This window comes from Streptomyces sp. NPDC048751 (genome assembly GCF_043198595.1).
GTDB lineage: Bacteria > Actinomycetota > Actinomycetes > Streptomycetales > Streptomycetaceae > Streptomyces.
Genome location: NZ_JBICUX010000015.1, coordinates 1 through 25099 on the forward strand (window position 1 = coordinate 1; position 25099 = coordinate 25099).

At 69.2% G+C, this 25099-nt stretch carries 22 protein-coding genes, 1 rRNA gene, 1 pseudogene and 1 riboswitch; of the genes and pseudogenes, 17 read left to right on the forward strand and 7 right to left on the reverse strand.

What is annotated here, in order from left to right:
* From rrf to ACGFNV_RS36585, 11 genes are all read left to right on the forward strand, one after another.
* Positions 1-95 (forward strand): 5S ribosomal RNA (gene rrf, locus ACGFNV_RS36535); the annotation flags it as partial.
* Positions 96-204: 109 nt separating this feature from the next.
* Positions 205-813, forward strand: a complete 609-nt coding sequence (locus ACGFNV_RS36540; RefSeq protein WP_393628603.1) for a CDP-alcohol phosphatidyltransferase family protein — start codon at positions 205-207, stop codon at positions 811-813.
* Positions 814-929: 116 nt separating this feature from the next.
* Positions 930-3425, forward strand: a complete 2496-nt coding sequence (locus tag ACGFNV_RS36545) for a sugar phosphate nucleotidyltransferase (RefSeq protein ID WP_393628604.1) — start codon at positions 930-932, stop codon at positions 3423-3425.
* A 98-nt stretch (positions 3426-3523) separates the two neighbouring features.
* Positions 3524-4429 (forward strand): DUF881 domain-containing protein, encoded by a 906-nt coding sequence (locus ACGFNV_RS36550; protein ID WP_393628606.1) that lies wholly within the window; start codon positions 3524-3526, stop codon positions 4427-4429.
* Positions 4426-4758 carry a small basic family protein gene (locus ACGFNV_RS36555; RefSeq protein ID WP_003988855.1) on the forward strand — a complete coding sequence of 111 codons (333 nt, stop codon included), beginning with the start codon at positions 4426-4428 and terminating at the stop codon, positions 4756-4758. Before ACGFNV_RS36550 ends, ACGFNV_RS36555 begins: the two co-directional genes overlap by 4 nt.
* A 5-nt stretch (positions 4759-4763) precedes the next feature.
* Positions 4764-5660 (forward strand): DUF881 domain-containing protein, encoded by an 897-nt coding sequence (locus ACGFNV_RS36560; RefSeq protein ID WP_393628607.1) that lies wholly within the window; start codon positions 4764-4766, stop codon positions 5658-5660.
* A gap of 61 nt (positions 5661-5721) precedes the next feature.
* A complete protein-coding gene (locus tag ACGFNV_RS36565; RefSeq protein WP_133931701.1) occupies positions 5722-6627 on the forward strand; it encodes an FHA domain-containing protein in 906 nt (301 codons plus the stop codon).
* A 42-nt stretch (positions 6628-6669) separates the two neighbouring features.
* Complete coding sequence (locus ACGFNV_RS36570; protein ID WP_393628609.1) at positions 6670-7407, forward strand: MerR family transcriptional regulator; 738 nt, start codon at positions 6670-6672, stop codon at positions 7405-7407.
* A gap of 104 nt (positions 7408-7511) precedes the next feature.
* On the forward strand, positions 7512-7985 hold the full coding sequence (locus ACGFNV_RS36575; protein WP_026253112.1) for a bifunctional nuclease family protein: 474 nt from the start codon (positions 7512-7514) through the stop codon (positions 7983-7985).
* A gap of 287 nt (positions 7986-8272) precedes the next feature.
* The gene (locus ACGFNV_RS36580; RefSeq protein ID WP_393628610.1) at positions 8273-8956 is read left to right on the forward strand and encodes a MerR family transcriptional regulator; all 684 of its coding nucleotides are present in this window, start codon (positions 8273-8275) and stop codon (positions 8954-8956) included.
* Between the two features lie 70 nt (positions 8957-9026).
* Positions 9027-10439, forward strand: a complete 1413-nt coding sequence (locus tag ACGFNV_RS36585) for a DNA polymerase IV (protein WP_393628612.1) — start codon at positions 9027-9029, stop codon at positions 10437-10439.
* 140 nt (positions 10440-10579) lie between these two features.
* Here ACGFNV_RS36585 and ACGFNV_RS36590 read toward each other — a convergent pair whose 3' ends face one another.
* Positions 10580-10951 carry a PRC-barrel domain-containing protein gene (locus ACGFNV_RS36590; RefSeq protein WP_393628614.1) on the reverse strand — a complete coding sequence of 124 codons (372 nt, stop codon included), beginning with the start codon at positions 10949-10951 and terminating at the stop codon, positions 10580-10582.
* 113 nt (positions 10952-11064) lie between these two features.
* A riboswitch (glycine riboswitch) is annotated at positions 11065-11160 on the forward strand.
* A 179-nt stretch (positions 11161-11339) separates the two neighbouring features.
* Here ACGFNV_RS36590 and gcvP point away from each other — a divergent pair.
* Positions 11340-14225, forward strand: a complete 2886-nt coding sequence (gene gcvP, locus ACGFNV_RS36595) for an aminomethyl-transferring glycine dehydrogenase (protein WP_393628615.1) — start codon at positions 11340-11342, stop codon at positions 14223-14225.
* 68 nt (positions 14226-14293) lie between these two features.
* Here gcvP and ACGFNV_RS36600 read toward each other — a convergent pair whose 3' ends face one another.
* The 3 genes from ACGFNV_RS36600 to ACGFNV_RS36610 form a co-directional block, all read right to left on the reverse strand.
* The gene (locus tag ACGFNV_RS36600; protein WP_393628616.1) at positions 14294-14713 is read right to left on the reverse strand and encodes a molybdopterin-binding protein; all 420 of its coding nucleotides are present in this window, start codon (positions 14711-14713) and stop codon (positions 14294-14296) included.
* A gap of 70 nt (positions 14714-14783) precedes the next feature.
* Positions 14784-15179: a molybdopterin-binding protein gene (locus ACGFNV_RS36605; RefSeq protein ID WP_393628618.1), complete on the reverse strand. Its 396-nt coding sequence runs from the start codon at positions 15177-15179 to the stop codon at positions 14784-14786.
* A gap of 78 nt (positions 15180-15257) precedes the next feature.
* Positions 15258-17213, reverse strand: a complete 1956-nt coding sequence (locus ACGFNV_RS36610) for an amino acid transporter (RefSeq protein ID WP_393628620.1) — start codon at positions 17211-17213, stop codon at positions 15258-15260.
* Between the two features lie 309 nt (positions 17214-17522).
* Between ACGFNV_RS36610 and ACGFNV_RS36615 the strand changes: the two are divergent.
* From ACGFNV_RS36615 to ACGFNV_RS36635, 5 genes and pseudogenes are all read left to right on the forward strand, one after another.
* Positions 17523-17747, forward strand: a pseudogene (locus tag ACGFNV_RS36615) (potassium-transporting ATPase subunit B); the annotation flags it as partial.
* A 614-nt stretch (positions 17748-18361) separates the two neighbouring features.
* Entirely contained in the window at positions 18362-19654 is a 1293-nt protein-coding gene (locus tag ACGFNV_RS36620; RefSeq protein ID WP_393628968.1) for an extracellular solute-binding protein, read from the forward strand.
* Between the two features lie 6 nt (positions 19655-19660).
* Entirely contained in the window at positions 19661-20659 is a 999-nt protein-coding gene (locus ACGFNV_RS36625; RefSeq protein WP_393628622.1) for a carbohydrate ABC transporter permease, read from the forward strand.
* A 68-nt stretch (positions 20660-20727) separates the two neighbouring features.
* Positions 20728-21492: a carbohydrate ABC transporter permease gene (locus tag ACGFNV_RS36630; protein ID WP_393628969.1), complete on the forward strand. Its 765-nt coding sequence runs from the start codon at positions 20728-20730 to the stop codon at positions 21490-21492.
* Between the two features lie 55 nt (positions 21493-21547).
* Positions 21548-22615, forward strand: a complete 1068-nt coding sequence (locus ACGFNV_RS36635; RefSeq protein ID WP_393628624.1) for an endo-1,4-beta-xylanase — start codon at positions 21548-21550, stop codon at positions 22613-22615.
* A 24-nt stretch (positions 22616-22639) separates the two neighbouring features.
* Here the strand turns inward: ACGFNV_RS36635 and ACGFNV_RS36640 are convergent, their stop codons facing one another.
* From ACGFNV_RS36640 to ACGFNV_RS36650, 3 genes are all read right to left on the reverse strand, one after another.
* A complete protein-coding gene (locus ACGFNV_RS36640; protein ID WP_393628626.1) occupies positions 22640-23710 on the reverse strand; it encodes a LacI family DNA-binding transcriptional regulator in 1071 nt (356 codons plus the stop codon).
* A 210-nt stretch (positions 23711-23920) separates the two neighbouring features.
* Positions 23921-24127, reverse strand: coding sequence for a DUF5999 family protein (locus ACGFNV_RS36645; protein WP_393628970.1), 207 nt, complete (start codon positions 24125-24127; stop codon positions 23921-23923).
* A gap of 266 nt (positions 24128-24393) precedes the next feature.
* Complete coding sequence (locus tag ACGFNV_RS36650) at positions 24394-24981, reverse strand: hypothetical protein (RefSeq protein WP_133931715.1); 588 nt, start codon at positions 24979-24981, stop codon at positions 24394-24396.
* Between the last annotated feature and the right edge of the window lie 118 nt (positions 24982-25099).

The following is a 25099-nucleotide window of genomic DNA, read 5'->3' on the forward strand; positions in this document are numbered from 1 at the left end:
AAACGCCCGGTTACATTCCGAACCCGGAAGCTAAGCCTTACAGCGCCGATGGTACTGCAGGGGGGACCCTGTGGGAGAGTAGGACGCCGCCGAACTCCCTTTAGAGCTCCGGCTCTTGGGCACATAGCCCAAGAGCCGGAGCTTTTTTGCGTTGAGGTAAGGTCAGGGGGCATCGTTGGCACGTTTCCCACAGGAGGCCCCCGGGTGGAGGTCCAGGAGACCCGCGTCCAGACAGACCGGGTCCTCACCATCCCGAACATCCTCAGCATGGCGCGGCTCGTTGGCGTGCCGCTCTTCCTGTGGCTGATCCTCAGGCCCGAGTTCGGGGGGCCCAAGAGCGACGGTTGGGCGCTGCTCGTGCTCATGTTGAGCGGAGTCAGCGACTACCTGGACGGCAAGCTCGCGCGGCGCTGGAACCAGATCAGCAGCCTCGGCCGGCTCCTCGACCCGGCGGCTGACCGGCTGTACATTCTCTCGACTTTGGTGGGCCTCACCTGGCGGGAGATCCTGCCCATCTGGTTGACCGCTGCACTTCTGGCGCGGGAACTGGTTCTGCTGGTGATGGTGGGCATCCTCAGACGGCACGGCTATCCGCCGCCGCAGGTGAACTTCCTGGGGAAGGCCGCCACCTTCAACCTGATGTACGCCTTCCCGCTCCTGCTCCTGAGTGACGGAAGTGGATGGATCGCGTCACTCGCTGCTATTTTCGGATGGGCGTTCGCCGGATGGGGTACAACGCTGTACTGGTGGGCAGGAGTCCTCTACGTGGTACAAGTCCGCCGCCTGGTCCGTGCGGACGCCATGGCCGACTGATCCCGTCGATACGGGGGGTAGCAGTGGCTCGATGGCCCGCAACGGAAAAGTGCGGGACAATCTTGACGGGTGAAGTCGGCTAGACCGTCGTCTCTTCTTAGGAGGACGCTTCCGACATGAAGGCCGTCGTGATGGCCGGAGGCGAAGGCACGCGCCTTCGCCCTATGACCTCGAGCATGCCCAAGCCGCTCCTGCCGGTGGCCAACCGGCCGATCATGGAGCACGTTCTACGGCTGCTCAAAAGGCATGGGCTCAATGAGACCGTCGTTACTGTTCAGTTCCTGGCGTCACTGGTCAAGAACTACTTCGGTGACGGCGAAGAGCTCGGAATGGAGCTCACGTATGCCAATGAGGAGAAGCCACTCGGTACCGCCGGAAGTGTCAAGAACGCCGAGGAGGCGTTGAAGGACGATGCCTTCCTGGTCATCTCCGGCGATGCCCTGACCGACTTCGACCTCACCGAGCTGATCAATTTCCACAAGGAAAAGGGTGCGCTCGTCACCGTCTGCCTGACGCGTGTGCCCAATCCGCTGGAATTCGGCATCACGATCGTCGACGAGGAAGGCAAGGTCGAGCGTTTCCTCGAGAAGCCGACCTGGGGGCAGGTCTTCTCGGACACCGTCAACACGGGTATCTACGTCATGGAGCCCGAGGTGTTCGACTACGTCGAGCCCGATGTGTCCGTCGACTGGTCCGGTGATGTCTTCCCGCAGTTGATGAAGGAGGGCAAGCCGGTCTACGGCTTCGTCGCCGAAGGCTACTGGGAGGACGTCGGCACGCACGAGAGCTATGTGAAGGCGCAGGCCGACGTACTCGAAGGCAAGGTCGATGTGGACCTCGACGGCTTCGAGATCTCGCCGGGTGTGTGGGTGGCCGAGGGCGCCGAAGTGCATCCTGACGCCGAGTTGCGGGGACCGCTCTACATCGGCGACTACGCGAAGGTCGAAGCCGGCGCCGAGATTCGTGAGCACACTGTCGTCGGTTCCAACGTCGTCGTGAAGAGCGGGGCGTTTCTGCACAGGGCCGTGGTGCACGACAACGTGTACATCGGGCAGCACAGCAATCTGCGGGGCTGCGTGGTCGGAAAGAACACCGACATCATGCGCGCGGCCCGGATCGAGGACGGCGCCGTCATCGGTGACGAATGCCTGATCGGTGAAGAATCGATCGTGCAGGGCAACGTCCGGGTCTACCCGTTCAAGACCATCGAGGCCGGCGCCTTCGTCAACACGTCGGTGATCTGGGAGTCGCGGGGACAGGCCAATCTCTTCGGCGCCCGCGGCGTGACAGGCATCCTGAACGTCGAGATCACGCCGGAACTCGCGGTGCGGCTCGCCGGTGCCTACGCGACGACGCTCAAGAAGGGCTCCACCGTCACCACGGCACGTGACCACTCCCGTGGCGCCCGCGCGCTGAAGCGGGCGGTCATCTCCGCGCTGCAGGCCAGCGCCATCGACGTACGGGACCTGGAGAACGTGCCGCTGCCCGTGGCGCGGCAGCAGACCGCGCGGGGCAGTGCCGGCGGGATCATGATCCGGACCTCGCCCGGGGTGCCGGACTCCGTGGACATCATGTTCTTCGACGGGCAGGGCGCCGATCTGTCGCAGGCCAGCCAGCGGAAGCTGGACCGGGTGTTCGCGCGGCAGGAGTACCGGCGGGCGTTCCCGGGGGAAATCGGGGACCTGCACTTCCCGGCCAGTGTGTTCGACTCGTACACCGGGTCGTTGCTGCGGAACGTCGACACGACGGGAATCGCCGAGTCCGGGCTCAAGGTCGTCGTGGACGCCTCCAACGGCAGTGCGGGGCTGGTTCTGCCCAGTCTGCTCGGCAAGCTCGGTGTGGACTCGCTGACCATCAACCCCGGTCTCGACGAGTCCCGGCCGACCGAGAGCGCCGACATGCGGCGCTCGGGGTTGGTGCGGCTCGGGGAGATCGTGGCGTCCTCGCGGGCGGCCTTCGGGGTGCGGTTCGACCCTGTGGGTGAGCGGCTGTCGCTGGTCGACGAGAAGGGGCGGATCGTCGAGGACGACCGTGCCCTGCTCGTGATGCTCGATCTGGTGGCCGCGGAGCGGCGCAGTGGGCGGGTGGCGCTGCCGGTGACCACGACCAGGATCGCCGAGCAGGTGGCGGCGTACCACGGAACGCAGGTCGAGTGGACGACCACGTCCCCCGACGACCTGACGCGCGTCGGGCGGGACGAGTCGACCATCTTCGGCGGCGACGGCAGGGGCGGGTTCATCGTCCCGGAGTTCAGCAGCGTCTTCGACGGTACGGCGGCATTCGTGCGGTTGATCGGGCTGGTGGCGCGGACGCAGCTCACGCTGAGCCAGATCGACGCGAGGATTCCGCGTGCGCACGTCCTGAAGCGGGATCTGGCGACCCCGTGGGCCGTCAAGGGACTTGTGATGCGGCGAGTCGTCGAGGCGGCCGGAGATCGCTTCGTGGACACCACGGACGGCGTCCGGGTGGTAGAGACCGACGGGCGCTGGGTGATGGTGCTGCCCGACCCGGCCGAGGCGGTCACCCATCTGTGGGCTGAGGGGCCCGACGACGCGTCGGCCCAGGCGCTGCTCGACGAGTGGTCGGCGGTCGTGGACAGCGCGGGGCGCTGAAACACACTGCACGCGTGCGTGCCGGACACGTGTCCTCCAGGGGGCCTGTCCGGCACGCCGGTGGGGCCATTCGGAGGTAGTGGTCGCGACGTGCGACGATGTGCGGCATGCCGCAGCAGCCCCCCATTCGGAGCACACCCACGCGCCCCTCGCGGCCGGACGCGTCCATGTCGCTGCTCACCAACGTCATGGACCACAGCCTCGACGACGGCTATGCCGAGGCCGCCGCCCGGAAGAAGGCCGAGGGTGAGGGCGGCCTGCCGAAGACCCTGAGGGCGAAGCTCGGCTTGGCCGCCGGACTCGTCCTCGCCGCCCTCGTCGTGACCGTCGGAGCGGCACAGGCGCGGGTCGCGGCCCCCGTCGTCGCCAAGGAGCGCGAAGAGCTGGTCGACCGCATCGACCAGGAGACCGAGGCGGCGGACAAGCTGGAGGGCAGCGTCGACAAGCTGCGCGACGACGTGAGCGCCCGGCAGCGCGAAGCGCTCAAGCAGAGTGGAGGCGGCGACCAGGCGGAGCTGGTGGGTGTCCTGTCGGGAGCCCTCGAGGTGCACGGCCCCGGTGTGAAACTGGTCGTGAACGACGCCAAGGAAGCCACCACGGGCGGCGACGGCAACCCGCGCGAGACGTCCGGTTTCTCCGACACGGGACGTGTGCGTGACCGGGACATGCAGCGCGTGGTCAACGGGCTGTGGGAGTCGGGCGCGGAGGCCGTCTCCATCAACGGGCAGCGGCTGACGGCGCTGTCGGCGATCAGGGCCGCGGGTGACGCGATACTGGTCGACAACAAGCCGCTGGTGCCGCCGTACACGGTGCTCGCGGTGGGGGACGGAAAACGGCTGAGCACCAGGTTCCAGAACAGCGCCGACGGGCTCTATCTGCACGCCCTGCAGGAGAGCTACGGCATCCGGACCGGGATCTCCACGGAGGACGACCTCCGGCTGCCGGCCGCTCCGAGTGTGATCGTACGTACAGCACAGCCGAGAACTGAGAAGGGCACATCGTGATCGCCGTACTGGGCCTCGTCGTGGGAGTCGTGGCCGGCCTGTTGGTCCGGCCTGAGGTTCCGGCGGTCGTCGAGCCTTATCTGCCGATCGCCGTCGTCGCGGCGCTCGACGCCGTCTTCGGAGGTCTGCGGGCCATGCTCGACGGCATCTTCGACGACAAGGTCTTCGTGGTGTCGTTCCTGTCGAACGTGGTGGTGGCCGCGTTGATCGTGTTCCTGGGCGACAAATTGGGCGTGGGCGCCCAGCTGTCCACCGGTGTCGTGGTCGTCCTCGGCATCCGTATCTTCTCCAACGCCGCCGCGATCCGCCGGCACGTCTTCCGGGCGTGAGGCCGATGAGCGAGCGCGGCGAGACGGCGGAGACGGCGGAGACGACAGGGAAGGCCGAGGCGGCGGGAAACGCCGAGACGGTGGAGACGGACGAGAACAGGCTGCGCAAGGAGCTGCCCGAAGAGGTTCCGGCGGCCGCGGCGGGGCAGGAGGCGTCCGAGGGGACGGCGAAGTCCGCGTCGACCGGGCGGCAGCGGCTGGCGCAGGGCCTGTGGCCGCCGCGGGTCACGCGGGCCCAACTCATCGTCGCAGTGCTTCTGTTCGGCCTCGGCTTCGGTCTGGCCGTCCAGGTGGCGTCCAACAGTGACGGCGACAGCGCCCTTCGCGGCGCGCGTCAGGAAGATCTCGTACGCATCCTCGATGAACTGGATGACCGTACGCAGCGTCTTGAGGACGAGAAGCAAGGGCTCGAGAAGCAGCGCCAGGAACTGGAGAACAGCTCCGACCAAGCGGAGGAGGCCCGCAAGCAGACGGTCGAGAAGGAGCGTCAACTCGGCATTCTGGCGGGCACGGTGGCGGCGCAGGGCCCCGGCATCACGATGACCATCGACGACACGAAGGGGACGGTCGAAGCGGACATGCTGCTCGACGCGATCCAGGAGCTGCGCGCGGCCGGCGCGGAGGCGATCCAGGTGAACGGCGTTCGCGTCGTCGCCAACACGTATCTGACGGATTCCGGCAAGAGCGTGAGCGTCGACGGGAACAAGATCACCGCGCCCTATCGTTTCAAGGTCATCGGCAAGCCGCAGGATCTCGAACCGGCACTGAACATCCCTGGAGGTGTGGTGCAGACTCTCGAGAAGGAGCAGGCCACCGTCGCCGTCGAGCGATCGACCAAGATCGTCGTGGACGCCTTGCGAGCGGCGAAGCAGCCTGACTACGCTCGGTCGTCCTCCCAGTGAACCGGGGGTGCATGGGGGCCGTCCGACGGGGGCATGAGGTTGCGGGGGGTCGGCGCACCGAATGGGTGGTGCGTGGTGGAAACTGTCTGGTGGATACGGACGTTGTGAGGATGTCCGGGTCGGCCGGTGTATTCAGTCAGGGTTCGTCCTGCCCCACGGGCGGGTCTGTTTCGGTCAAGGGGAATCGCCCGTGAAGTTGTTTGCGAAGTTGTTCGGCAAGAGTGCGCGAGAGGGCAGCGACAACGCGACCGCTCGTCATCGCGCGCAGCCCGACGCGGAAGGCCAGCGGCCGCTGTTCCGGGACCAGGTAGGTGGTCCGGGTGGTGACATTTCCGGAGGTCAGGGCGCGCCGTCTGTTGACCCTGCCCAGTCCGGAGGCATAGGTTTCGGACAACCGTCAACCTCAAGTACGGGTGGAGGGTTTTCCCCTATGTCGGCCCTGGTGTGTACGAGGTGCGGTAACCGCAACGCGGAGAACAGCCGCTTCTGCTCCAACTGCGGAGCTCCGCTGCGGCCGGGTGTCGCTCCCGAGCGCGCGTCGGAGACGACCTCCACGATCTCCATTTCCGGCCTCGAGGCCTACGACTCCGAGGCCACCGGCCAGACGCAGCTTCCGGCGCTGTCTCCGGAGGCGCAGGCGGCCGTGGACGCGCTGCCGCTGGGTTCCGCGCTGCTGGTCGTGCGTCGCGGTCCGAACTCGGGCAGCCGCTTCCTCCTGGACGGCGACCTGACCACGGCCGGGCGTCATCCGCAGAGCGACATCTTCCTGGACGACGTGACGGTCTCGCGCCGTCACGTGGAGTTCCGGCGCAGCCCGGACGGCTCGTTCACGGTGGCCGACGTGGGCAGTCTGAACGGTACGTACGTCAACCGCGAGCGGATCGACCAGGTCGCTCTGTCGAACGGTGACGAGGTGCAGATCGGCAAGTACCGGCTGGTCTTCCACGCGAGCCAGCGGGGCTACTGACCCTCCTCCGGACGTGGTCCGGGGGGACCCCAGGGAAGGTCCATGCTTCATACACCGAGGGGCGGCGCCGGGCACGGCGCCGCCGCCGCGGACAGTGGACTGATGAGCATCGGCACGGTGCTGACCGTGCTGCGCGACGAGTTTCCCGAAGTCACCATCTCCAAGATCCGTTTTCTGGAGTCGGAGGGGCTCATCGAGCCGCAGCGGACCCCCTCGGGGTATCGCAAGTTCAGCGCCGAGGACGTCGAGCGCCTCGGTCACGTCCTGAGGATGCAGCGGGACCACTATCTGCCGCTCAAGGTGATCCGTGAGCATCTGGACGCCATGGAGCGCGGAGAAGCCGTACAGCTGCCCGGGCTCGGCCGTCAGCGGGAGGGTGAGACCGGGCCCGAGGCGCCGGAGGGGCCCACCGCCGCCCGGATCGGGAAGGCCGAGCTGCTGACCGCCGCCGGGATCGACGAGCGGGAACTCGCCGAGTGGGAGTCGTACGGGCTCGTCACACCGCTGGAGGGCGGGGTGTACGACGCCGAGACGGTCACCGTGGCCTCGCTCGTGCTCGAGCTGGGGCGGTTCGGGATCGAGCCGCGCCATCTGCGGATGATGAAGGCCGCCGCCGACCGTGAGGCGGGACTGGTGGACCAGGTGGTGGCCCCGCTGAAGCGGCACCGCAATCCGCAGACCAGGGCCCATGCCGAGGCCCGCACCAAGGAGCTGGCGGGGCTCACGGTGAAGCTGCATGCCGCGCTGGTGCAGACGGCCCTCGGGGTCCGGCTGCCCTGAGCGGGCTGTTCGCCGGCCCGTCGGGAGGGTCCGGGATGGCCTGATCGGCCGCCGGTTCCCGGCCCGACTACCCAAACGTCCCGGGCACGGCCTAGGGTTGCTGTGTGAACGAGCTCGATGTCGTAGGTGTCCGGGTCGAAATGCCCTCCAACCAACCGATCGTGCTCCTGCGTGAAGTGGGAGGCGACCGCTACCTCCCCATCTGGATCGGGCCGGGGGAGGCGACGGCCATCGCCTTCGCCCAGCAGGGCATGGCCCCCGCGCGACCGCTGACCCACGACCTGTTCAAGGACGTGCTGGAGGCCGTCGGCCAGGAGCTCACGGAAGTGCGCATCACGGATCTTCGTGAAGGCGTCTTCTACGCGGAGCTGGTCTTCGCCAGCGGGGTCGAGGTGAGCGCCCGCCCGTCGGATGCCATAGCGCTCGCACTGCGCACCGGAACGCCGATCTACGGCAGTGACACGGTGCTCGACGACGCGGGCATCGCGATTCCGGACGAGCAGGAGGACGAGGTGGAGAAGTTCCGCGAGTTCCTCGACCAGATCTCGCCCGAGGACTTCGGCACCAGCAGCCAGTAGCGCGTCGGTGCGACCGGAACGGCCCCGTGTCCGCGGGGCCTCGCCTCCGTGATGCGTGCCTCACGGGCAGCCCTACGGGACGTGTACCGAAATGCCGGTATTTGCCAGTGGCGCGGGAGTGCGTCCTGCGGCTCTCCGTGAACGCATTCGGCTAGCCTTTCCCCGCGGTGGGGCACGGGAAACCACTCCTTGGGTGATTATCACTCGGCGTGCCGAGTGTGGCGATCGTTGACGCACCCCTGGTGACTGCCTACCGTCGAGAAGGCAGGTCAAGGACGGAGGTCGGCGTGAGAAGCAGCGGCGACGGTACGACTGGGGGTGCCCCGGGACTCGGTTCCGGGGGAAGCGGTCCGTACCCTCCCCCAAGCTCTCGGCTCCGCTCGAGCAGGGGGTACCCCCACCCCGGCAGCGCGGCCGACCACGCACCGCAGCGACCGGCGGCCGTGCCGAGCGGCGGAGGGGCGGCGTCCATGGAGACCGAGGAGATCGGTTACCGCGGTCCGACGGCCTGCGCGGCCGCCGGCATCACCTATCGGCAACTCGACTACTGGGCCCGTACGGGGCTCGTCGAGCCGAGCGTACGGCCCGCCTACGGATCCGGGACGCAGCGGCTGTACAGCTTCCGGGACGTCGTCGTCCTGAAGATCGTCAAGCGGTTCCTCGACACCGGGGTGTCGCTGCAGAACATCCGTACCGCCGTTCAGCACCTGCGCGAGCGCGGCTTCCGCGATCTGGAGCGGATGACGTTGATGAGCGACGGTGCCACGGTCTACGAGTGCACGTCACCCGACGAGGTGCACGCGCTCCTCCAGGGCGGACAGGGCATCTTCGGTATCGCCGTGGGTGTGGTGTGGCGGGACGTGGAGAGCGCGCTGTCGCAGCTGCACGGGGAGCGGATCGACACGGGGGAGACCCTCATGGGGCACAATCCGGCGGACGAGCTGGCGCGGCGGCGCAACCGGGCGGTCTGAGAGCCGCCGGCGGGCGGCTGAGGGCGGTGCCGGGAGGGCATTGTCAGTGGCGTAGGGCAGCATCGGAGATGTGAGAACCGCGCCCACGATCCTGCATCTCGACATGGATGCCTTCTACGCCTCGGCGGAGCAGGCGGCCAAGCCGAGTCTGCGCGGGAAGGCCGTGATCGTGGGCGGGCTCGGGCCGCGCGGGGTGGTGGCGACCGCCTCGTACGAGGCACGGGTTTTCGGGGTGCACTCGGCGATGCCCATGGCCCAGGCGCGCCGGCTCGCTCCGAACGCCGCGTATCTCGTGCCGCGGTTCCAGTTCTACCGGTCGATCAGCGATCAGGTCATGGAGCTGCTGCGAGCGTTGTCGCCGCTGGTGGAGCCGCTGAGCCTGGACGAGGCGTTCGTGGATCTGGAGGCGGGGGGAGCGGCCTGGGACGAGGAGTCCGCGCTGCTGGTGGGGGCGAGGCTGCGCGCCGACATACGTGACTTCACGGGGCTCACGGGGTCGGTGGGCCTGGCGGCCTCCAAGATGCTCGCGAAGATCGCTTCCGAGCGGGCCAAGCCGGATGGGCTGGTGCTGATCGAGCCGGGGACCGAGCGGGCGCTCCTCGGGCCGCTGTCGGTGCGGACCCTGCCGGGGGTGGGGCCGGCGACGGGGGACCACTTGCGGCGGGCCGGGATCACCACCGTCGACGAGATCGCCGAGGCGGGGGAGGACGAGCTCGTACGGCTGCTCGGGAAGGCGCACGGGCACGCTCTGTACGCAATGGCGCTGGCGCACGACGAGCGGCCCGTGGTGGCGGAGCGGGAGGCGAAGTCGGTGTCGGTGGAGGACACGTACGACGTGGACATCCACGATCGCGTGCGGGTGGGGTTGGAGGTCCGGCGGCTGGCGGACCGGTGTGTACGGAGGTTGCGGGCGGCGGGGTTGTCGGGGCGGACGATCGTGCTGAAGGTGCGGCGGTACGACTTCTCGACGCTGACGCGGTCGGAGACGTTGCGGGGGCCGACGGACGATCCGGCGGTGGTGCGGGAGGCGGCGGGGCGGCTGCTGGACTCCGTGGACACGACCGGTGGGGTGCGGTTGCTGGGGGTGGGGGTCAGCGGGCTCGCGGACTACACGCAGGAGGATCTGTTCGCCCAGGCGGCGGGGGAGGGCGTCGAGGAGCCGGAGGAAGAGACACGCGGGGAGGTGGTGATGGGGGAGCCCGAGCCCGCTGAGCGACGGTGGCATCCGGGGCACGATGTGCGGCACTCCGTGTACGGGCTCGGGTGGGTGCAGGGGAGTGGGGTAGGGCGTGTGACCGTACGGTTCGAGACGCCGGGGTCCGAGCCGGGGCGGGTGCGGACGTTTCGGGTTGACGATCCTGCGTTGGAGGGGGTGGAGCCGGTGCCGTTGGTTACACGGCGAGCCCTTGCAGGGGCTGGGCCTTTGGGTGCCGGTTCAGGGGATGTGGGTGAGGCAGGCGCGGGTCCGCCGGGCAGGCCGTAGGTGGGTCGCGCAGCCCGGCGCTGACGGGTGCCGCTGCGCCCACCCTCCCCCACTCTCGGATTCGCTCGAGCGGGGCCCCCCATCGCCCCAGCGGCACGTCTGCCCGCAACAGGCCCCAGGGCAACTGGTGGCGCGACCGGTCAGGGTTCGTCCGGGCCCGCGACCTTGCCGAAGTCGCGGTCCGGGAGGGGAGGAGGTGGGGCCAGGTCGAGGCCGTAGTGGTGGTAGAGCTGGAGTTCTTGTTCGGGGGAGAGATGGCGGCCCACGCCGAAGTCGGGGGCGTCCTTGATGAGGGCGCGGTCGAAGGGGACATGCAGGGTTCCCTCGATGAGTTCGCTGGGCTCGAGGGGGACGAAGGCGTCCCGGGAGAAGAGGCCGGTCCGTATGGCCGCCCACTCGGGCACGCCGGTCGCGTCGTCGAGGTAGACCTCGTCGATCGTGCCGATCTTGGTGCCGTTGCGGTCGAACGCCTTGCGGCCGATCAGGTTGCGCGGATCGATGTCGGTCTGCACGGGCCCTCCACTTGCTCGCAACTCATCCGTAAGCACTACAAAAGAGCACATTGGGGAAGGTGGCCACTCGAAGGCCCGTGCGGAGATCTCGCTGGTACGCTGACAACGGCTGCTGACCCCGTGCGGGAGAGTCCTCCAGACATCATCGGAGGCGCCGAAGGAGCAAATCCTCCCCGGAATCTCTCAGGCCCACGTACCGCACGGACGAGGTCACTCTGGAAAGCAGGGCGGATGTCGTCGACGGCTTCCGCTCTCACCGACGGTGAAAGCCGGAGGCCTTCGGGCGATCCGGTGAAGCTCTCAGGTCGAGATGACAGAGGGGGAGGCCGTCCGGGTACCCGTGCAGTGGTGCCCCTCGAAGGTCGTGTCAGACCAGGAGGCCTCCGCAATGACCGCCCACCGCATTCCGCTCTCCGAGCTCGAGAAGGGGATCCCCTTCGAACAGCGCCACATCGGCCCCGACCACGAGGCCCGGGCCAAGATGCTCGCACAGGTCGGCTACGGCTCCCTGGACGAGCTCACCGCCGCCGCGGTCCCGGATGTGATCAAGAACGCCGACGCGCTGGACCTGCCGGGCGCTCGCACCGAGGCCGAGGTGCTGGCCGAGCTGCGGTCCCTGGCGGATCGCAACCAGGTGCTCGACTCCATGATCGGGCTCGGCTACCACGGCACCTTCACTCCGCCGGTCATCCTGCGGAACGTGATGGAGAATCCTGCCTGGTACACCGCCTACACGCCGTACCAGCCCGAGATCTCGCAGGGGCGCCTCGAAGCCCTGCTGAACTTCCAGACGATGGTCGCCGACCTGACGGGGCTGCCGACCTCCGGCGCCTCGCTGCTCGACGAGGGCACGGCCGCCGCCGAGGCCGTGGCGCTCTCCCGGCGCATGGGCAGGAACAAGAAGGGCCTCTTCCTGGTCGACGCGGACGCGCTGCCGCAGACCATCGCCGTGATCGAGACGCGTGCCGAGCCGACCGGTGTGGAGGTCGTGGTCGCGGACCTCAGCGAGGGGATCCCGGCCGAGATCGCCGAGCGTGAGATCAACGGTGTGCTGATCCAGTACCCGGGGGCCTCCGGTGCCGTACGCGACATCAAGCCGGTCATCGAGCAGGCGCACGAGCTGGGTGCGCTGGTCACCGTCGCCGCCGATCTGCTCGCGCTGACGCTGCTGACGTCGCCCGGGGAGCTGGGAGCCGACATCGCGGTCGGGACGACCCAGCGGTTCGGTGTGCCGATGGGCTTCGGGGGGCCGCACGCCGGATACATGGCGGTGCACGAGAAGTTCGCGCGCAGCCTGCCCGGGCGGCTGGTGGGCGTCTCCGTGGACGCCGACGGGAACAAGGCCTACCGGCTGGCGCTGCAGACGCGGGAGCAGCACATCCGCCGGGAGAAGGCGACCAGCAACATCTGCACCGCGCAGGTGCTGCTCGCCGTCATGGCCGGGATGTACGCCGTGTACCACGGCCCCGAGGGGCTCAAGGCGATCGCGCGGCGGACCCACCGGTACGCCACCGTTCTCGCCGCAGGACTCGCGGCGGGCGGGGTGGAGGTCGTGCACGGCGCCTACTTCGACACCCTGACCGTGCGGGTGCCCGCGAAGGCCGCGGAGGTCGTCGCCGCCGCCCGGGAGCACGGCGTCAACCTGCACCTCGTCGACGCCGACCACGTGTCGATCGCCTGCGACGAGACGACCGCGCGGGCCCAGGTCGGTGCGGTCTGGGCCGCCTTCGGGGTCGAGGGCGACATCGAGGCCCTGGACGCGGCCACCGAGGACTCACTGCCGCGGGAGCTGCTGCGCACCGACGAGTTCCTGACCCACCCCGTCTTCCACCAGTACCGCTCCGAGACCGCCATGCTGCGCTACCTGCGCAGGCTGGCCGACCGGGACTACGCGCTCGACCGCGGCATGATCCCGCTGGGCTCCTGCACGATGAAGCTCAACGCGACGACGGAGATGGAGCCGGTCACCTGGCCCGAGTTCGGCCAGCTGCACCCCTTCGCGCCCGCCGAGCAGGCGCAGGGCTACCTCACGCTCATCCGGGAGCTGGAGGAGCGTCTGGCCGAGGTCACCGGGTACGACAACGTGTCCCTCCAGCCCAACGCCGGGTCGCAGGGTGAGCTGGCCGGCCTGCTCGCCGTACGCGGATACCACCGGGCCAACGGTGACGAGCAGCGGACCGTGTGTCTCATTCCGTCGTCCGCGCACGGCACCAACGCCGCGAGTGCCGTGATGGCGGGCATGAAGGTCGTCGTCGTGAAGACCGCCGAGGACGGTGAGATCGACGTCGAGGACCTGCGGGCGAAGATCGAGCAGCACCGTGACGAGCTGGCGGTGCTGATGATCACGTACCCGTCGACGCACGGGGTGTTCGAGGAGCACGTCGCCGACATCTGCGCGCAGGTGCACGAGGCCGGCGGCCAGGTGTACGTCGACGGGGCCAACCTCAACGCGCTGGTCGGGCTGGCCAAGCCGGGGCACTTCGGTGGTGACGTCTCGCACCTGAACCTGCACAAGACGTTCTGCATCCCGCACGGCGGTGGAGGCCCGGGCGTGGGGCCGGTGGGCGTGCGGTCGCACCTGGCGCCATATCTGCCGAACCACCCGCTGCAGCCCGCCGCCGGGCCGGAGACGGGCGTGGGGCCGATCTCGGCCGCGCCCTGGGGGTCGGCGGGGATCCTGCCGATCTCGTGGGCGTACGTGCGGCTCATGGGCGACGAGGGGCTGAAGCGGGCCACGCAGGTGGCCGTGCTCTCCGCCAACTACATCGCCAAGCGGCTCGAACCGCACTACCCCGTGCTGTACACCGGGCCGGGCGGGCTCGTCGCGCACGAGTGCATCATCGATCTGCGGCCGCTGACCAAGGCCACCGGCGTGAGCGTCGACGACGTCGCCAAGCGGCTGATCGACTACGGGTTCCACGCGCCGACGATGTCCTTCCCGGTGGCCGGCACGCTGATGATCGAGCCGACCGAGTCCGAGGACCTGACCGAGCTGGACCGGTTCTGCGAGGCGATGATCGCGATTCGCGCGGAGATCGAGAAGGTCGGTTCGGGCGAATGGCCCGCGGACGACAACCCGCTGCGCAACGCCCCGCACACCGCCGCCGCGCTCGGCGGTGAGTGGGCGCACGTGTACAGCCGTGAGGAGGCCGTGTTCCCGGCCGGGGTCTCGGCGGCCGACAAGTACTGGCCGCCGGTGCGCCGTATCGACCAGGCCTTCGGTGACCGGAACCTGGTCTGCTCGTGCCCGCCGCTGGACGCGTACGAGGACTGAGCCGAGGGTCGAGGGCTCCCCTTTCCGGTTCCGGGTCTCCGGGGCCGGAAAGGGGAGCCCTCGGCGTTTCACGCCGTGGCGAGGGCGACCTCGGTCGACTTGATCAGGGCGACCACGGACGAGCCGGGGGCGAGGGCGAGGTCCGCGGCGGCGTCCGCGGTGATGACGGCCGTCAGCGCGCCGCTCTCGATGGACAGCTTCACCGAGGCCATCGCGCCGCCGGTGGCGATGTCGGTGACCGTGCCGGGGAGCCGGTTGCGGATGGACAGGCCTTCGACCGGACCGGTCGCGAGCGCGACCTCCGTCGACTTCACCAGGGCGCGGACGGCGGAGCCGGGGGCGAGGCCGAGTTCCGTCACGGCTTCCAGGGTGATCGCCGCGGTGAGGGGCTGGCCGCCGGTGAGACGCATGCCGACGGTGGCCATCACCTCGCCTGGGGCGATGGCGGTGATGGTGCCGGGGAGCTGGTTGCGGATGCTCATCGTCATGGGCATCAACGTAGAGCCCTCGATGTGTTATGTCGGGTATGCGTGGTCTGCGCGCCCTTCGCGCGTCCGTTCAGGTGCGGTCGATGTGTACGTTTGTCGACTTCACGCGGGCGGTGGCCTCCATGCCCACCTCCAGCCCCAGGTCCTCCACGGCCTCACGGGTCAGCAGGGAGACCAGGCGGTGCGGGCCTGCCTGGATCTCCACCTGAGCGGCCACGTCGCCGAGCTTGATCGCGGTGACGATCCCGGGGAAGGCGTTGCGGGCCGAGGTGTACGAGGTGCCCTCCTCGGTGCTCCCGGCCTTGGCGAGTTCCACGGAGAAGGCGGCGAGATCCTTGCCGTCGATGAGGCGTCGCCCGGTCTCGTCGCGGTGGGTCGCCACCCGGCCGGCGTCCGCCCAGCGGCGCGCGGTGTCGGGACTCACGCCGAGCAGCCGCGCCGCCTGGCCGATTGTGTAGGACTGCATGCCGGTCACGATAGGGCCGCGGGCCGGGAACCGTGGAGGTCGGGGTGATCTCTGGGGTCCCGCGTACGCGTGCCGTACTCAGCCCGTGTGCACGCGCGGCCTGCGGGTGCGGTCCGGTTCCGCCTCGCGCAGCACCTCCCGGGTGACCGGGGCGACCTCGCCCTGGCCGAAGAGGAAGAAGCGCAGGAAGTTGGCGAAGGGGTTGCCCTCGGTCCACTCGAAGTAGATGTGCGGGGTGCAGCCGGTGGTGTCGCGGACGTGCAGGAGCAGCGCGGCCAGCGCGTTGGGGACGGAGGAGGACTCCATGGTCAGTACGCGATAGCGGTTGTGCAGGACCTCGCCGCGTACGGTGAGACTCGCCTCGAACTCGGAGGGGTCGGTGACCGTCACCTCGGCGAAGACGAAGTCCTCCTGGCCGGGGATGTCGTTGTCCTCCCGGATCTGCTCGATCTTGTCGCGGTACTCGGCCTTGTCCCGGCTGTCGGGCTCATTGGCGATGAGGCGGATCTTGCGGCTGGCCATGTCCCGTACGAAGCGTTCCGCCAGGGGGTCGAGCGTCACGCTCGTCACGCGCAGTTCGAAGGCGCGGGCCAGCCGGGACAGCAGCGAGACCAGGATGATGCCCGCGATGAAGCAGGCGCCGATCTTCACGCCGTCGGGGCGCTCGATGACGTTCACGACGGTCGTGTACAGGAACACCGCCGAGATGACCGCGAAGGCGATCGTCCAGTTCCGTTGGCCGGCCTTGCGGGCGGCGATGGTCACGGCGATCGCGGCGGAGCTGATCAGGACCAGCACGCCGGTGGCGTAGGCGCCGCCCTGTGCGTCGACGTCGGCGTCGAAGATCCAGGTGACCAGGAAGGCGACCAGGATGAAGACGATGACCATCGGGCGGACCGCGCGTGCCCAGTGCGGCGCCATGCCGTAGCGCGGCAGGTAGCGGGGCATCAGGTTCAGCAGGCCGGCCATCGCGGACGCGCCGGCGAACCAGAGGATGGTGATCGTGGAGATGTCGTAGACCGTGCCGAAGGCGTTGCCCAGGTACTCGTGGGCGAGGAAGGCGAGGGCGCGCCCGTTGGCCTGGCCGCCGGACTCGAACTCCTTCTCCGGGATGAGCAGGGTGGTGATGAAGCTGGTCGTGATCAGAAAGACGCTCATGATGAGGGCGGCCGTGGTGAGCAGCTTCTTGGTGTCCCGGATCCGGCCCTTGGGCTCCTCCTCCGTGTCACCGGGGTCGCCCTTGACGTGTGGCATGACGGCGACGCCGGTCTCGAAGCCGGAGAGACCCAGCGCGAGTTTCGGGAAGACGACGAGTGCCATTCCGATCATGACGAAGACGTTGCCGTGCTCGGCGGTCAGGGCACTGGACCAGTCGGTGATCAGATGGCCCTCGGTGGCGACGTGCCACAGCCCGACCACCACCACGACGACGTTGAGCGCGAGGTAGAGGCCCACCAGGACCACGGCGACACCGATGGCCTCCAGGAAACCCTTGAGGAAGACCGCGCCGAGCAGGGCCACGAGGATGAGCGTGATCAGCAGTTGCTTGTCGTGCAGGGCGCTGTTCAGATGAGGGTTCTCGACGAGGTGGGTCGAGGCGTCGGCTGCCGACAGGGTGATGGTGATCAGGAAGTCGGTGGCGGCGAAGCCGAGCAGGGTCAGGACGAACAGCTTGCCCTGCCAGAAGGACAGCAGGCGCTCCAGCATCGCGATGGAGCCCTCGCCGTGGGGGCTCTCCTCGGCCACCCGGCGGTAGACGGGCAGGGCGCCCGCCAGGGTGACGATCACCAGCACGATGGTCGCCACCGGTGACAGCAGGCCGGCGGCGAGGGCGGCGATGCCGGGCTGGTAGCCGAGGGTGGAGAAGTAGTCCACACCGGTCAGGCACATGACCCGGTACCAGCGCTGGCCCTGGTGCGCGGGTTCGGGCTGGGCGTGCGGTCCCTGATGGCCCTGGCCCTTGCCCATGTCGGACAGGCCCTCCAGCATCCAGGCGCGCAAGCGGCTGGGCGCCGGCTGTTCGGTCGTGGCCATCGGCGTGCTCCTGAGGTGCGGGTCAGCGTGCGGTTCTGGCCATCACGCGGACGGCGGCACCAGCGTAAGCAGAGAGTGACGCCTGGGCCTATGGATCATGGGTGGCCTGCGCGTCAAGCTTCCGTTAAGACTGGCCGTCGGCACGTAGCCGCGCATCAAGACGGTGGTTCGGGGACCGGCGAGGCCCCGACTGAGCCGTACGGGGACGGCGTGGCCGACGGCCGGAGTGGCCACCCAGCGTCACAGGCTGCAAGGCACGGGGGCGGGTGATCGGCGGGGCAGGGCGCCGGGCCCGCTCACTGCAGGCCGGGGACGTCGGCCGCGAAGGAGGCCGGCAACATGGTCGACCTCGACTCCGACCCGACGAAGCTCATCGAGATCGTCGGGATCGGCAAACAGCTCCTCATCACCCGGGGCGCGCTGACGACGTTCTCCATCGCCGACGACGTCGCGAAGTACCTCGCGCTCATCCCGGCCCTGTTCGCGGCGGTCTATCCCGGGCTGGACAAGCTGAACATCATGCGGCCGGCCTCGCCGAGGGCAGGTGACGCCGAGCCCTTTCTTGCCCAGGGTGCCCTTCCTCCCGTCCACTCCGTAATGTTCGTCAGTCAGGCCGAATGTTTCGAGTGGGCGGGAGGAGGGGCAGAGGTCCGTTCGGACGTACGAGAACTCCGTCCTCGCGCATTCCATCCCGACCTGGTGCTGCCCCTGCACTCCGGCGTCCACGCCCCATCGTCCGAGGGTGGCACCCCGGGGTCACAGCGGCCTGGCGCCCCGCTGAACCCAAGCCACCGTGACATCGATGTGCCCGGGGAGCGGAAGAGGTCCCCGCGTGGATCGGCCCGGTGCGGCAGCGCCTCGCCCGCGGCAGGTATCGCCCGGGCCCGCTCCTTCTGACCGCCGACATCAGAGCGACGGACGTACAGCTGCCCAAGGCCACTCCCCCCGGAGCCAGAATGCCCCGCGGTCCTGGTCGGCGGTCCTCTCTGACCCCAACTCTGCGCACGTGTCGCGCAGTTTGCCGAGGGTCGTCAGTGGATTCACCGTGTCCGAGGGGTTGCCACTCGTCGGACGCTGTCCTTAGGGTGCGGCATCGACGAACCTTTCAGGATCAACTCCGAAACTTTCGCACCCCCGAGGAGCGCATGATGGGCGAGCCGGCACTGTCCCGCCGCGGTTTCCTGGCGGCATCCGCCGCGGCCGGTCTGAGCATCACGGCACTGAGCGGCTGCGGCGGCGGCTCGGACGGGGGGTCGTCGGGGACGACCACCCTGGAGTGGTGGCACATCATGACCACCGAACCCGCCAAGGGCGTCTGGGCCTCTCTGGCCCGCCAGTTCGAGTCGCAGAACCCCAAGGTGAAGATAAAGATCGTCGCCCTGGAGAACGAGGCGTACAAGTCGAAGATGACCGCGCTGACCGCCTCCGGGAAGCTGCCGGACATCTTCCACACCTGGGGCGGCGGTGTCCTCAAGCAGCAGGCCGACGCGGGCCTCGTGGAGGACCTCACCGACCGGACCAAGGACTGGACGGGCACCCTGCTGCCGGTCGCGAAGGAGCCGTACCTGCTCGACGAGAAGGTCTACGGCATCCCGGACGACATCGGCATGGTCGGCTTCTGGTACAACAAGGCGCTCTTCAAGAAGGCCGGGATCGCCACGCCCCCGACCACCTGGTCCGGCTTCCTCGACGCCGTACGGGCCCTGAAGTCCGCCGGGGTCGCGCCCATCGCCCTCGCCGGCAAGGAGAAGTGGCCCGGCATGTACTACTGGGCGTACCTGGCGATGCGCACCGCCGGAATCGACGCCCTCCAGAAGGCCGCCGCCAGCAAGGACTTCACCGGGGCCGGGTTCGTCGAGGCCGGTGAGCACCTCAAGGAGCTCGTCGCGCTCCAGCCGTTCCAGAAGGGGTTCCTCGGCGCCGCCTACTCCGGGCCCACCGGGCAGGCCGCCGCCGTCGGCAACGGCAAGGCCGCCATGGAGCTGATGGGTCAGTGGGCGCCCACAGTGGAGCGGACCGAGGGCAAGGGCCTCGGCGCCAACCTCGGTTTCTTCCCCTTCCCCACGGTCGAGGGCGGAAAGGGAGCGCTCACCGAGGTGTTCGGTGGAGGCGGCGGACTCGCGCTGCGTCAGGGCGCCCCGCAGGCGGCCGTCGACTTCCTGAAGTTCTTCGCCTCGGCCGGCACCAACCGCGAGCTGGTGAAGAAGACCGGCACACTCCCGGTGGTCACGGCGGCCGAGGACGCGCTCACCGACCCCAACCTGAAGGCCGTCCAGGCGCAGTTGAAGGCCACCACCGGCTTCCAGCTCTACCTCGACCAGGCCTACGCGCCCGCTGTCGGCCAGGAGGTCAACGACAGCGTCGCCGGGCTCGTCGCCGGCTCCAAGTCGGCCGAGCAGGTCGCGCAGTCGATCACCAAGGTCGCGAAGGAAGAGCAGTAGGCCGCGATGACCTCCACCTTCCTGCCGGACAAGCGCTCCGGCCCCGACACCGCGCCCCCGGCCCCGGCCGGCAGGCCCGCGCCGGGGCGCGTACGGCGGCGCGTGCTGCACTGGCTCACCGCGGTCTCCTTCCAAGTGCCCGCGCTCGCGCTGTTCGGACTGCTGGTCCTGCTGCCGATGCTCTTCGCGCTCTACGCCTCCTTCTTCCGGTGGGGCGGCTTCGGCATGCCCTCCGACTCCATCGGCCCGGACAACTTCACCCGGCTCTTCGACGACCCGGTCTTCCTCGGCGACCTGTGGCGCTGCCTCGTCCTGGTGGTGCTCTCGCTCGCGCTGCAACTGCCGTTCGCGCTCGCCATGGCCGTACTGCTCAACCAGCGGCTGCGTGGCCGGGCCTTCTACCGGATGCTGTTCTTCGCGCCGTACATCCTGTCCGAGGTGATCACCGGCATCCTCTTCTCGATGATCTTCGCGCCGGACGACGGACTCGCCGACCACGTCCTGGGCGGCATCGGCCTGGACGGATTCGGCGGGAAGTGGTTCTCCGACCCCTCCACCGTCATGGCCACGGTCTTCCTGGTCATGATGTGGAAGTACTTCGGCTTCCACATGATGCTCTACCTGGCCGGACTGCAGTCCATCCCGGCCGAGTTGACCGAGGCCGCGATCGTCGACGGCGCCGGACCCTGGCAGCGGTTCCGTAACGTCACCCTGCCGCTGCTCGCGCCCACACTCCGCATCAGCGTCTTCCTGTCCGTGATCGGCTCGATCCAGCTCTTCGACCTGGTGTGGGTGATCACCGCGGGCGGCCCCGACCACCACTCCGAGACCATGGCCATCACGATGTTCCAGTACGGCTTCAAGCGCTACCAGGTCGGCTATGCCAGCGCGATCAGCGTGGTCATCTTCGGCATCAGCCTCGTCTTCGCACTCGCCTACCAGCGGTTCGTGCTCCGCCGCGACCTCGAAGGGGCCACCACGACCATGCGGGGAGGCGGACAGTGACGGCCGGTCAGAAGCGCCGGGGCAGGAGTCTGCCCCTGCACGTCGTCCTCGTCGCCGTCGGCGCGGTGATGGGCGTACCGCTGCTGTACGCGGTGTTCTCCGGGTTCAAGTCCACCGACCAGCTCTCCCGCAACCCGATCGGGTTGCCCGACCCATGGGTGACCTCGAACTACACCGGCATCCTCGGTTCGGGCGACTTCTGGCGGATGCTCGGCAACAGCACGCTGATCGCGGTGGGTACGACCGTGCTGGTCGTCGCCGTGTCGGCGCTCGCGGCGTTCTCCTTCGCCCGGTTCGCCTTCCGCGGACGGGAGGCGATGTTCACCCTGTTCACGATGGGGCTGATGTTCCCCTTCGCGGTGGCGGTCCTGCCGCTGTTCCTGCTGCTGCGCTCGCTGGACCTGCTCGACAACCCGCTCGGGGTGATCCTGCCGCAGGCCGCGTTCGGGCTGCCCATGACGATCGTGATCCTGCGCGGCTTCTTCCGGGAGATCCCGGCCGAACTGGAGGAGGCGGCCACGTTGGACGGCTGCGGCCCGTTCGGCTTCTTCTGGCGGATCCTGCTGCCCATGGCCCGTCCCGCGCTCGGCACGGTGTCGGTGCTCGCGGTGGTCGGAAGCTGGAACAACTTCCTGCTGCCGCTGCTCGTGTTCAGCGAGCCCGACTGGTGGACCATTCCGGTCGGCGTCCAGCAGTTCCAGGGCCAGTACTCCTCGGACACCGCACGGGTCTTCGCCTACCTCGTCCTCGCCATGGTCCCCGCCCTCGCCTTCTACTCGGTCGCCGAGCGTCAGCTCGTCGGCGGCCTCACCGCCGGCGCCACCAAGGGATGACCCGCGCCCGCGGACGTACGGCTCACCCACACCATCGATCGTGAGGAGTCGCCCCATGCGTACGACCACCCGCTCCCGTACCCGGCTCAGACTCGCCGGCGCCCTCGCCGCCGTGCTGGTCGGCGCGGGCATCGTCACCGGGCCCGCCGCCCAGGCCACCGAGCAGCACGGCAAGCAGCGCACGCTCGCCGAACTCGCCCAGCGGCACGGGCGCTACTTCGGCAGTGCCACCGACAACCCCGAACTCACCGACGCGCCCTACACCAAGATGCTGGGCGACGAGTTCGACATGATCACCCCGGGCAATGGCATGAAGTGGTACGCCACCGAGCCGCAGCAGGGGGTCTTCGACTTCTCCCAGGGCGACGAGATCGTGAAGCTCGCCCGCAAGAACCACCAGCGGGTCCGCGCCCACACCCTGGTCTGGCACAGCCAGCTGCCCGGCTGGCTCACCTCGCGCACCTGGACGGCCGACGAACTGCGGGCCGTACTGAAGAAACACATCCAGACCGAGGTGCGGCACTACCGTGGCAAGGTCTACTCCTGGGACGTCGTCAACGAGGCGTTCAACGAGGACGGCACCTACCGCGAGACGATCTTCTACAAGACCCTCGGTCCCGGCTACATCGCCGACGCCCTGCGCTGGGCCCACCAGGCCGACCCGAAGGCGAAGCTGTACCTCAACGACTACAACGTCGAGGCGGTGGGCCCGAAGAGCGACGCCTACTACGCCCTCGCCAAGGAGCTGAAGGCCCAGGGCGTCCCCCTCCACGGCTTCGGCCTCCAGGCCCACCTGGCCCTCCAGTACGGCTATCCGGCCACCTTGGAGGACAACCTCCGCCGCTTCTCCCGCCTCCGCCTCGACACCGCGCTGACCGAGGTCGACGTACGGATGCTGCTGCCCGCGACCGAGGAGAAGCTGGCCCAGCAGGCCGACTGGTACCGGGACATGACGGAGGCATGCCTCGCGGTGCGCCGGTGCGTCGGGATCACGGTGTGGGACTACACCGACAAGTACAGCTGGATCCCGGCGTTCTTCGAGGGCCAGGGCGCCGCCCTCCCGTGGGACGAGCAGCTCCGGCCGAAGCCGGCGTACTACGCGATACGGGAGGCGCTGAGCTAGTACCGCGGCACTAGGACCTGCCGTTCAAGCGGGAGGCCCTGCCTGGTTCAGCCCGCGTGGTGCGGCGGTGCTGGAGCGGATCACCAGTTCCGTGCCCAACTCGACCCGGGGCGAGTCCGGTTGTTCGTCCCGGGCGAGCCGTAGCACCGTGCGGACGGCGACCTTGCCCATGTCGGCGAGGGGCTGGCGGACCGTGGTCAGGGGCGGGGCCGACCAGCGGACCTCCGGAAGGTCGTCGAAGCCCACCACGCTCATGTCCTCGGGCACCCTGAGCCCCCGCCGCCGAAGGGCCTCGATCGCGCCGAGTGCCATCTGGTCGCTGGCCGCGAACAGCGCGGTCGGCGGCTCGGGCAGGTCGAGGAGCGTGTTGCAGCCGGTGAAGCCGGACTCGGGGTGGAAGTCGCCGGGGACGACGAGCGAGGCGTCGACGGGGATGCCGGCGGCCTCCAGGGCGGCGCGGTAGCCGTCGAAGCGGGCCCGGGAGCACAGCAGCCGGGGCGGTCCGGCGATCAGACCGATCCGGCGGTGGCCGAGGGAGAGCAGGTGCTCGGTGGCGGTCAGGCCCCCGGACCAGTTGGCGGCGCCGACGGTCGGGGCGTCCAGGTCCGGTGAGCCCGTGGGGTCGACGACCACCAGCGGCACGCCGAGGATGCGCAACTGCTCGTGCAGGACGGGGTCCAGGGCCGAGGTGACCAGGATGACGCCGTCGGAGGCGCGGGCCCGCAGGTTGCGCATCCACTCACGCGCGTCGCCGGAGCGCCCGTGGATCGCCGACACCACGGTGCCCACCCCGGCCGCGTGGGCGACCTCCTCGACCCCACGGATGATCTCCACCGCCCAGGGGCTGTCGAGGTTGTTGAAGACCAGGTCGAGCAGGGCGGCGCGCGAGGTGGTGGTCTGCGGGCGCTTGCGGTAGCCGTGGCGGCGCAGCAGGTCCTCGACCCGGGCCCGGGTCTGCGGCGAGACGTCGGACCGTCCGTTGACCACCCGGGACACGGTGGGCACGGAAACCCCGGCCTGCCGGGCGATCTCCGTGATCGTGACCTTGCCCCGCCCTTCTGACGCCGTCTCGGCGTCGGCCTCACGCGCTGCCAATACCCCCACCTCCGATGTTCCGGACGCTTTCTCGAAACTTCCAGGAGTCTTCCGGAAAACGGGTGGCCCTGGGAAGCCGTCGCGAGAGCCAAGTCGCGGAACTACGCTGCGTGACCGCCCGCGGACATGCGTCGGGGCCGGTTCGCAGCGCTGGTCTGCGGCCGGCCCCTCATGTCTCCCGGGCGGAATTCGGTGCCCGCCCGGTGCTGCTCAGGCTGCCGTCATCACGCTTTCCGCACCCAGCGGGCGGTGCGGGGCGATGATCTGGCCGTCCGGCAGGAGCTCACCGGTGTCCTCGAACAGGAGAACGCCGTTGCACAGCAGGCTCCAGCCCTGCTCCGGGTGGTGCGCCACGAGACGGGCGGATTCCCGGTCGGCGGAGTCGGCTGAAGGACACGGTGGCTGGTGCTGGCACATGGGTGGGATCTTTCGCTCTGTCGTGGTCATGTCCGCCCCCCGTTGCGGTATGTGGTCGGAACCCAGTGTTGCCCCAAGGGCGTCGATCCGCAGGGATTTCGCAGCACGGCTTCTTCACAGGTTGATGACGCGTCGCTCACGCGGATGGTTCATCCCAACTGGGCGGTCACTTCGGATGGTTCGTGATGGCCGGATGGGGCTAGTCCGTCGGCGGAGGACGCACCCCGCCGCCCTGCGTTCAGGCGGCGGGGCGCGGAGGCGAGGTGTCAGGCCGGCGAACCCAGGAGCGGGGTCGGCGGGGTCACCCGGTGGGTCAGTACCGGCAGCAACTCGGCTACCCGGTGCGGTCGGTGGGCCGCGATGCCCGGCGGCGCCGGTGCCAGCGGGACCAGGAGGTCCGTGGCGGCCGGGTGGTGCTCGGCGGCATCCGCGTCGCAGTCGCCGTGCAGCCAGAGCGTGAGCATGTACAGGCTCGGCAGGGACAGCAGACGCGGCTGGTACGGCTGTTGCAACGCCTCGGCCTGCTGCAGCGCGCGCTCGTGGGAGGCGACGTACGGGCCCTCGAAGAAGTGCGAGAAGGCCCAGCCGTCAGGGGTCAGCATGGTCTCGGCCGCTGCCACCGCGCGGTCGCCGCAGCGGATCAGGAACCGCCAGCCGGTCAGCCGGGTGGAGGAGACGCCCTCGGGGGTGATCCGGTCCAGTACGTGCACGGGCAGCGGGAGCTCGGGGGTGGCGGGCCCCTGTGCGGTGCGCAGGGAGGGAGTTCGGGCCTCGAGGACCGCGGTGGGGGAACCGAGGGCCGTGAGGACGGAGCGGAGCGCGGGCGCGGGAGCCGGGGTGACATGCAGCGGCATGATGGGTCGCCTCTCATTCGACAGGCACAGTGGCGCGAGGGCGGGGCAAGGCGGGGGCGGACGGCACTGTCAGCTCTCGGGGGTCAGAGAGGCAGGGGCGGGGTCTGTGGACGAGAGG

Coding starts and splice junctions, on each gene's coding strand:
- ACGFNV_RS36545 (WP_393628604.1), top strand. CDS start 930: ATGAAGGCCGTCGTGATGGCCGGAGGCGAAGGCACGCGCCTTCGCCCT.
- ACGFNV_RS36550 (WP_393628606.1), top strand. CDS start 3,524: ATGTGCGGCATGCCGCAGCAGCCCCCCATTCGGAGCACACCCACGCGC.
- ACGFNV_RS36560 (WP_393628607.1), top strand. CDS start 4,764: ATGAGCGAGCGCGGCGAGACGGCGGAGACGGCGGAGACGACAGGGAAG.
- ACGFNV_RS36565 (WP_133931701.1), top strand. CDS start 5,722: ATGGGTGGTGCGTGGTGGAAACTGTCTGGTGGATACGGACGTTGTGAG.
- ACGFNV_RS36570 (WP_393628609.1), top strand. CDS start 6,670: ATGCTTCATACACCGAGGGGCGGCGCCGGGCACGGCGCCGCCGCCGCG.
- gcvP (WP_393628615.1), top strand. CDS start 11,340: ATGACCGCCCACCGCATTCCGCTCTCCGAGCTCGAGAAGGGGATCCCC.
- ACGFNV_RS36600 (WP_393628616.1), bottom strand. CDS start 14,713: ATGACGATGAGCATCCGCAACCAGCTCCCCGGCACCATCACCGCCATC.
- ACGFNV_RS36605 (WP_393628618.1), bottom strand. CDS start 15,179: ATGCAGTCCTACACAATCGGCCAGGCGGCGCGGCTGCTCGGCGTGAGT.
- ACGFNV_RS36610 (WP_393628620.1), bottom strand. CDS start 17,213: ATGGCCACGACCGAACAGCCGGCGCCCAGCCGCTTGCGCGCCTGGATG.
- ACGFNV_RS36620 (WP_393628968.1), top strand. CDS start 18,362: ATGGGCGAGCCGGCACTGTCCCGCCGCGGTTTCCTGGCGGCATCCGCC.
- ACGFNV_RS36625 (WP_393628622.1), top strand. CDS start 19,661: ATGACCTCCACCTTCCTGCCGGACAAGCGCTCCGGCCCCGACACCGCG.
- ACGFNV_RS36630 (WP_393628969.1), top strand. CDS start 20,728: ATGGGCGTACCGCTGCTGTACGCGGTGTTCTCCGGGTTCAAGTCCACC.
- ACGFNV_RS36635 (WP_393628624.1), top strand. CDS start 21,548: ATGCGTACGACCACCCGCTCCCGTACCCGGCTCAGACTCGCCGGCGCC.
- ACGFNV_RS36645 (WP_393628970.1), bottom strand. CDS start 24,127: ATGTGCCAGCACCAGCCACCGTGTCCTTCAGCCGACTCCGCCGACCGG.
- ACGFNV_RS36650 (WP_133931715.1), bottom strand. CDS start 24,981: ATGCCGCTGCATGTCACCCCGGCTCCCGCGCCCGCGCTCCGCTCCGTC.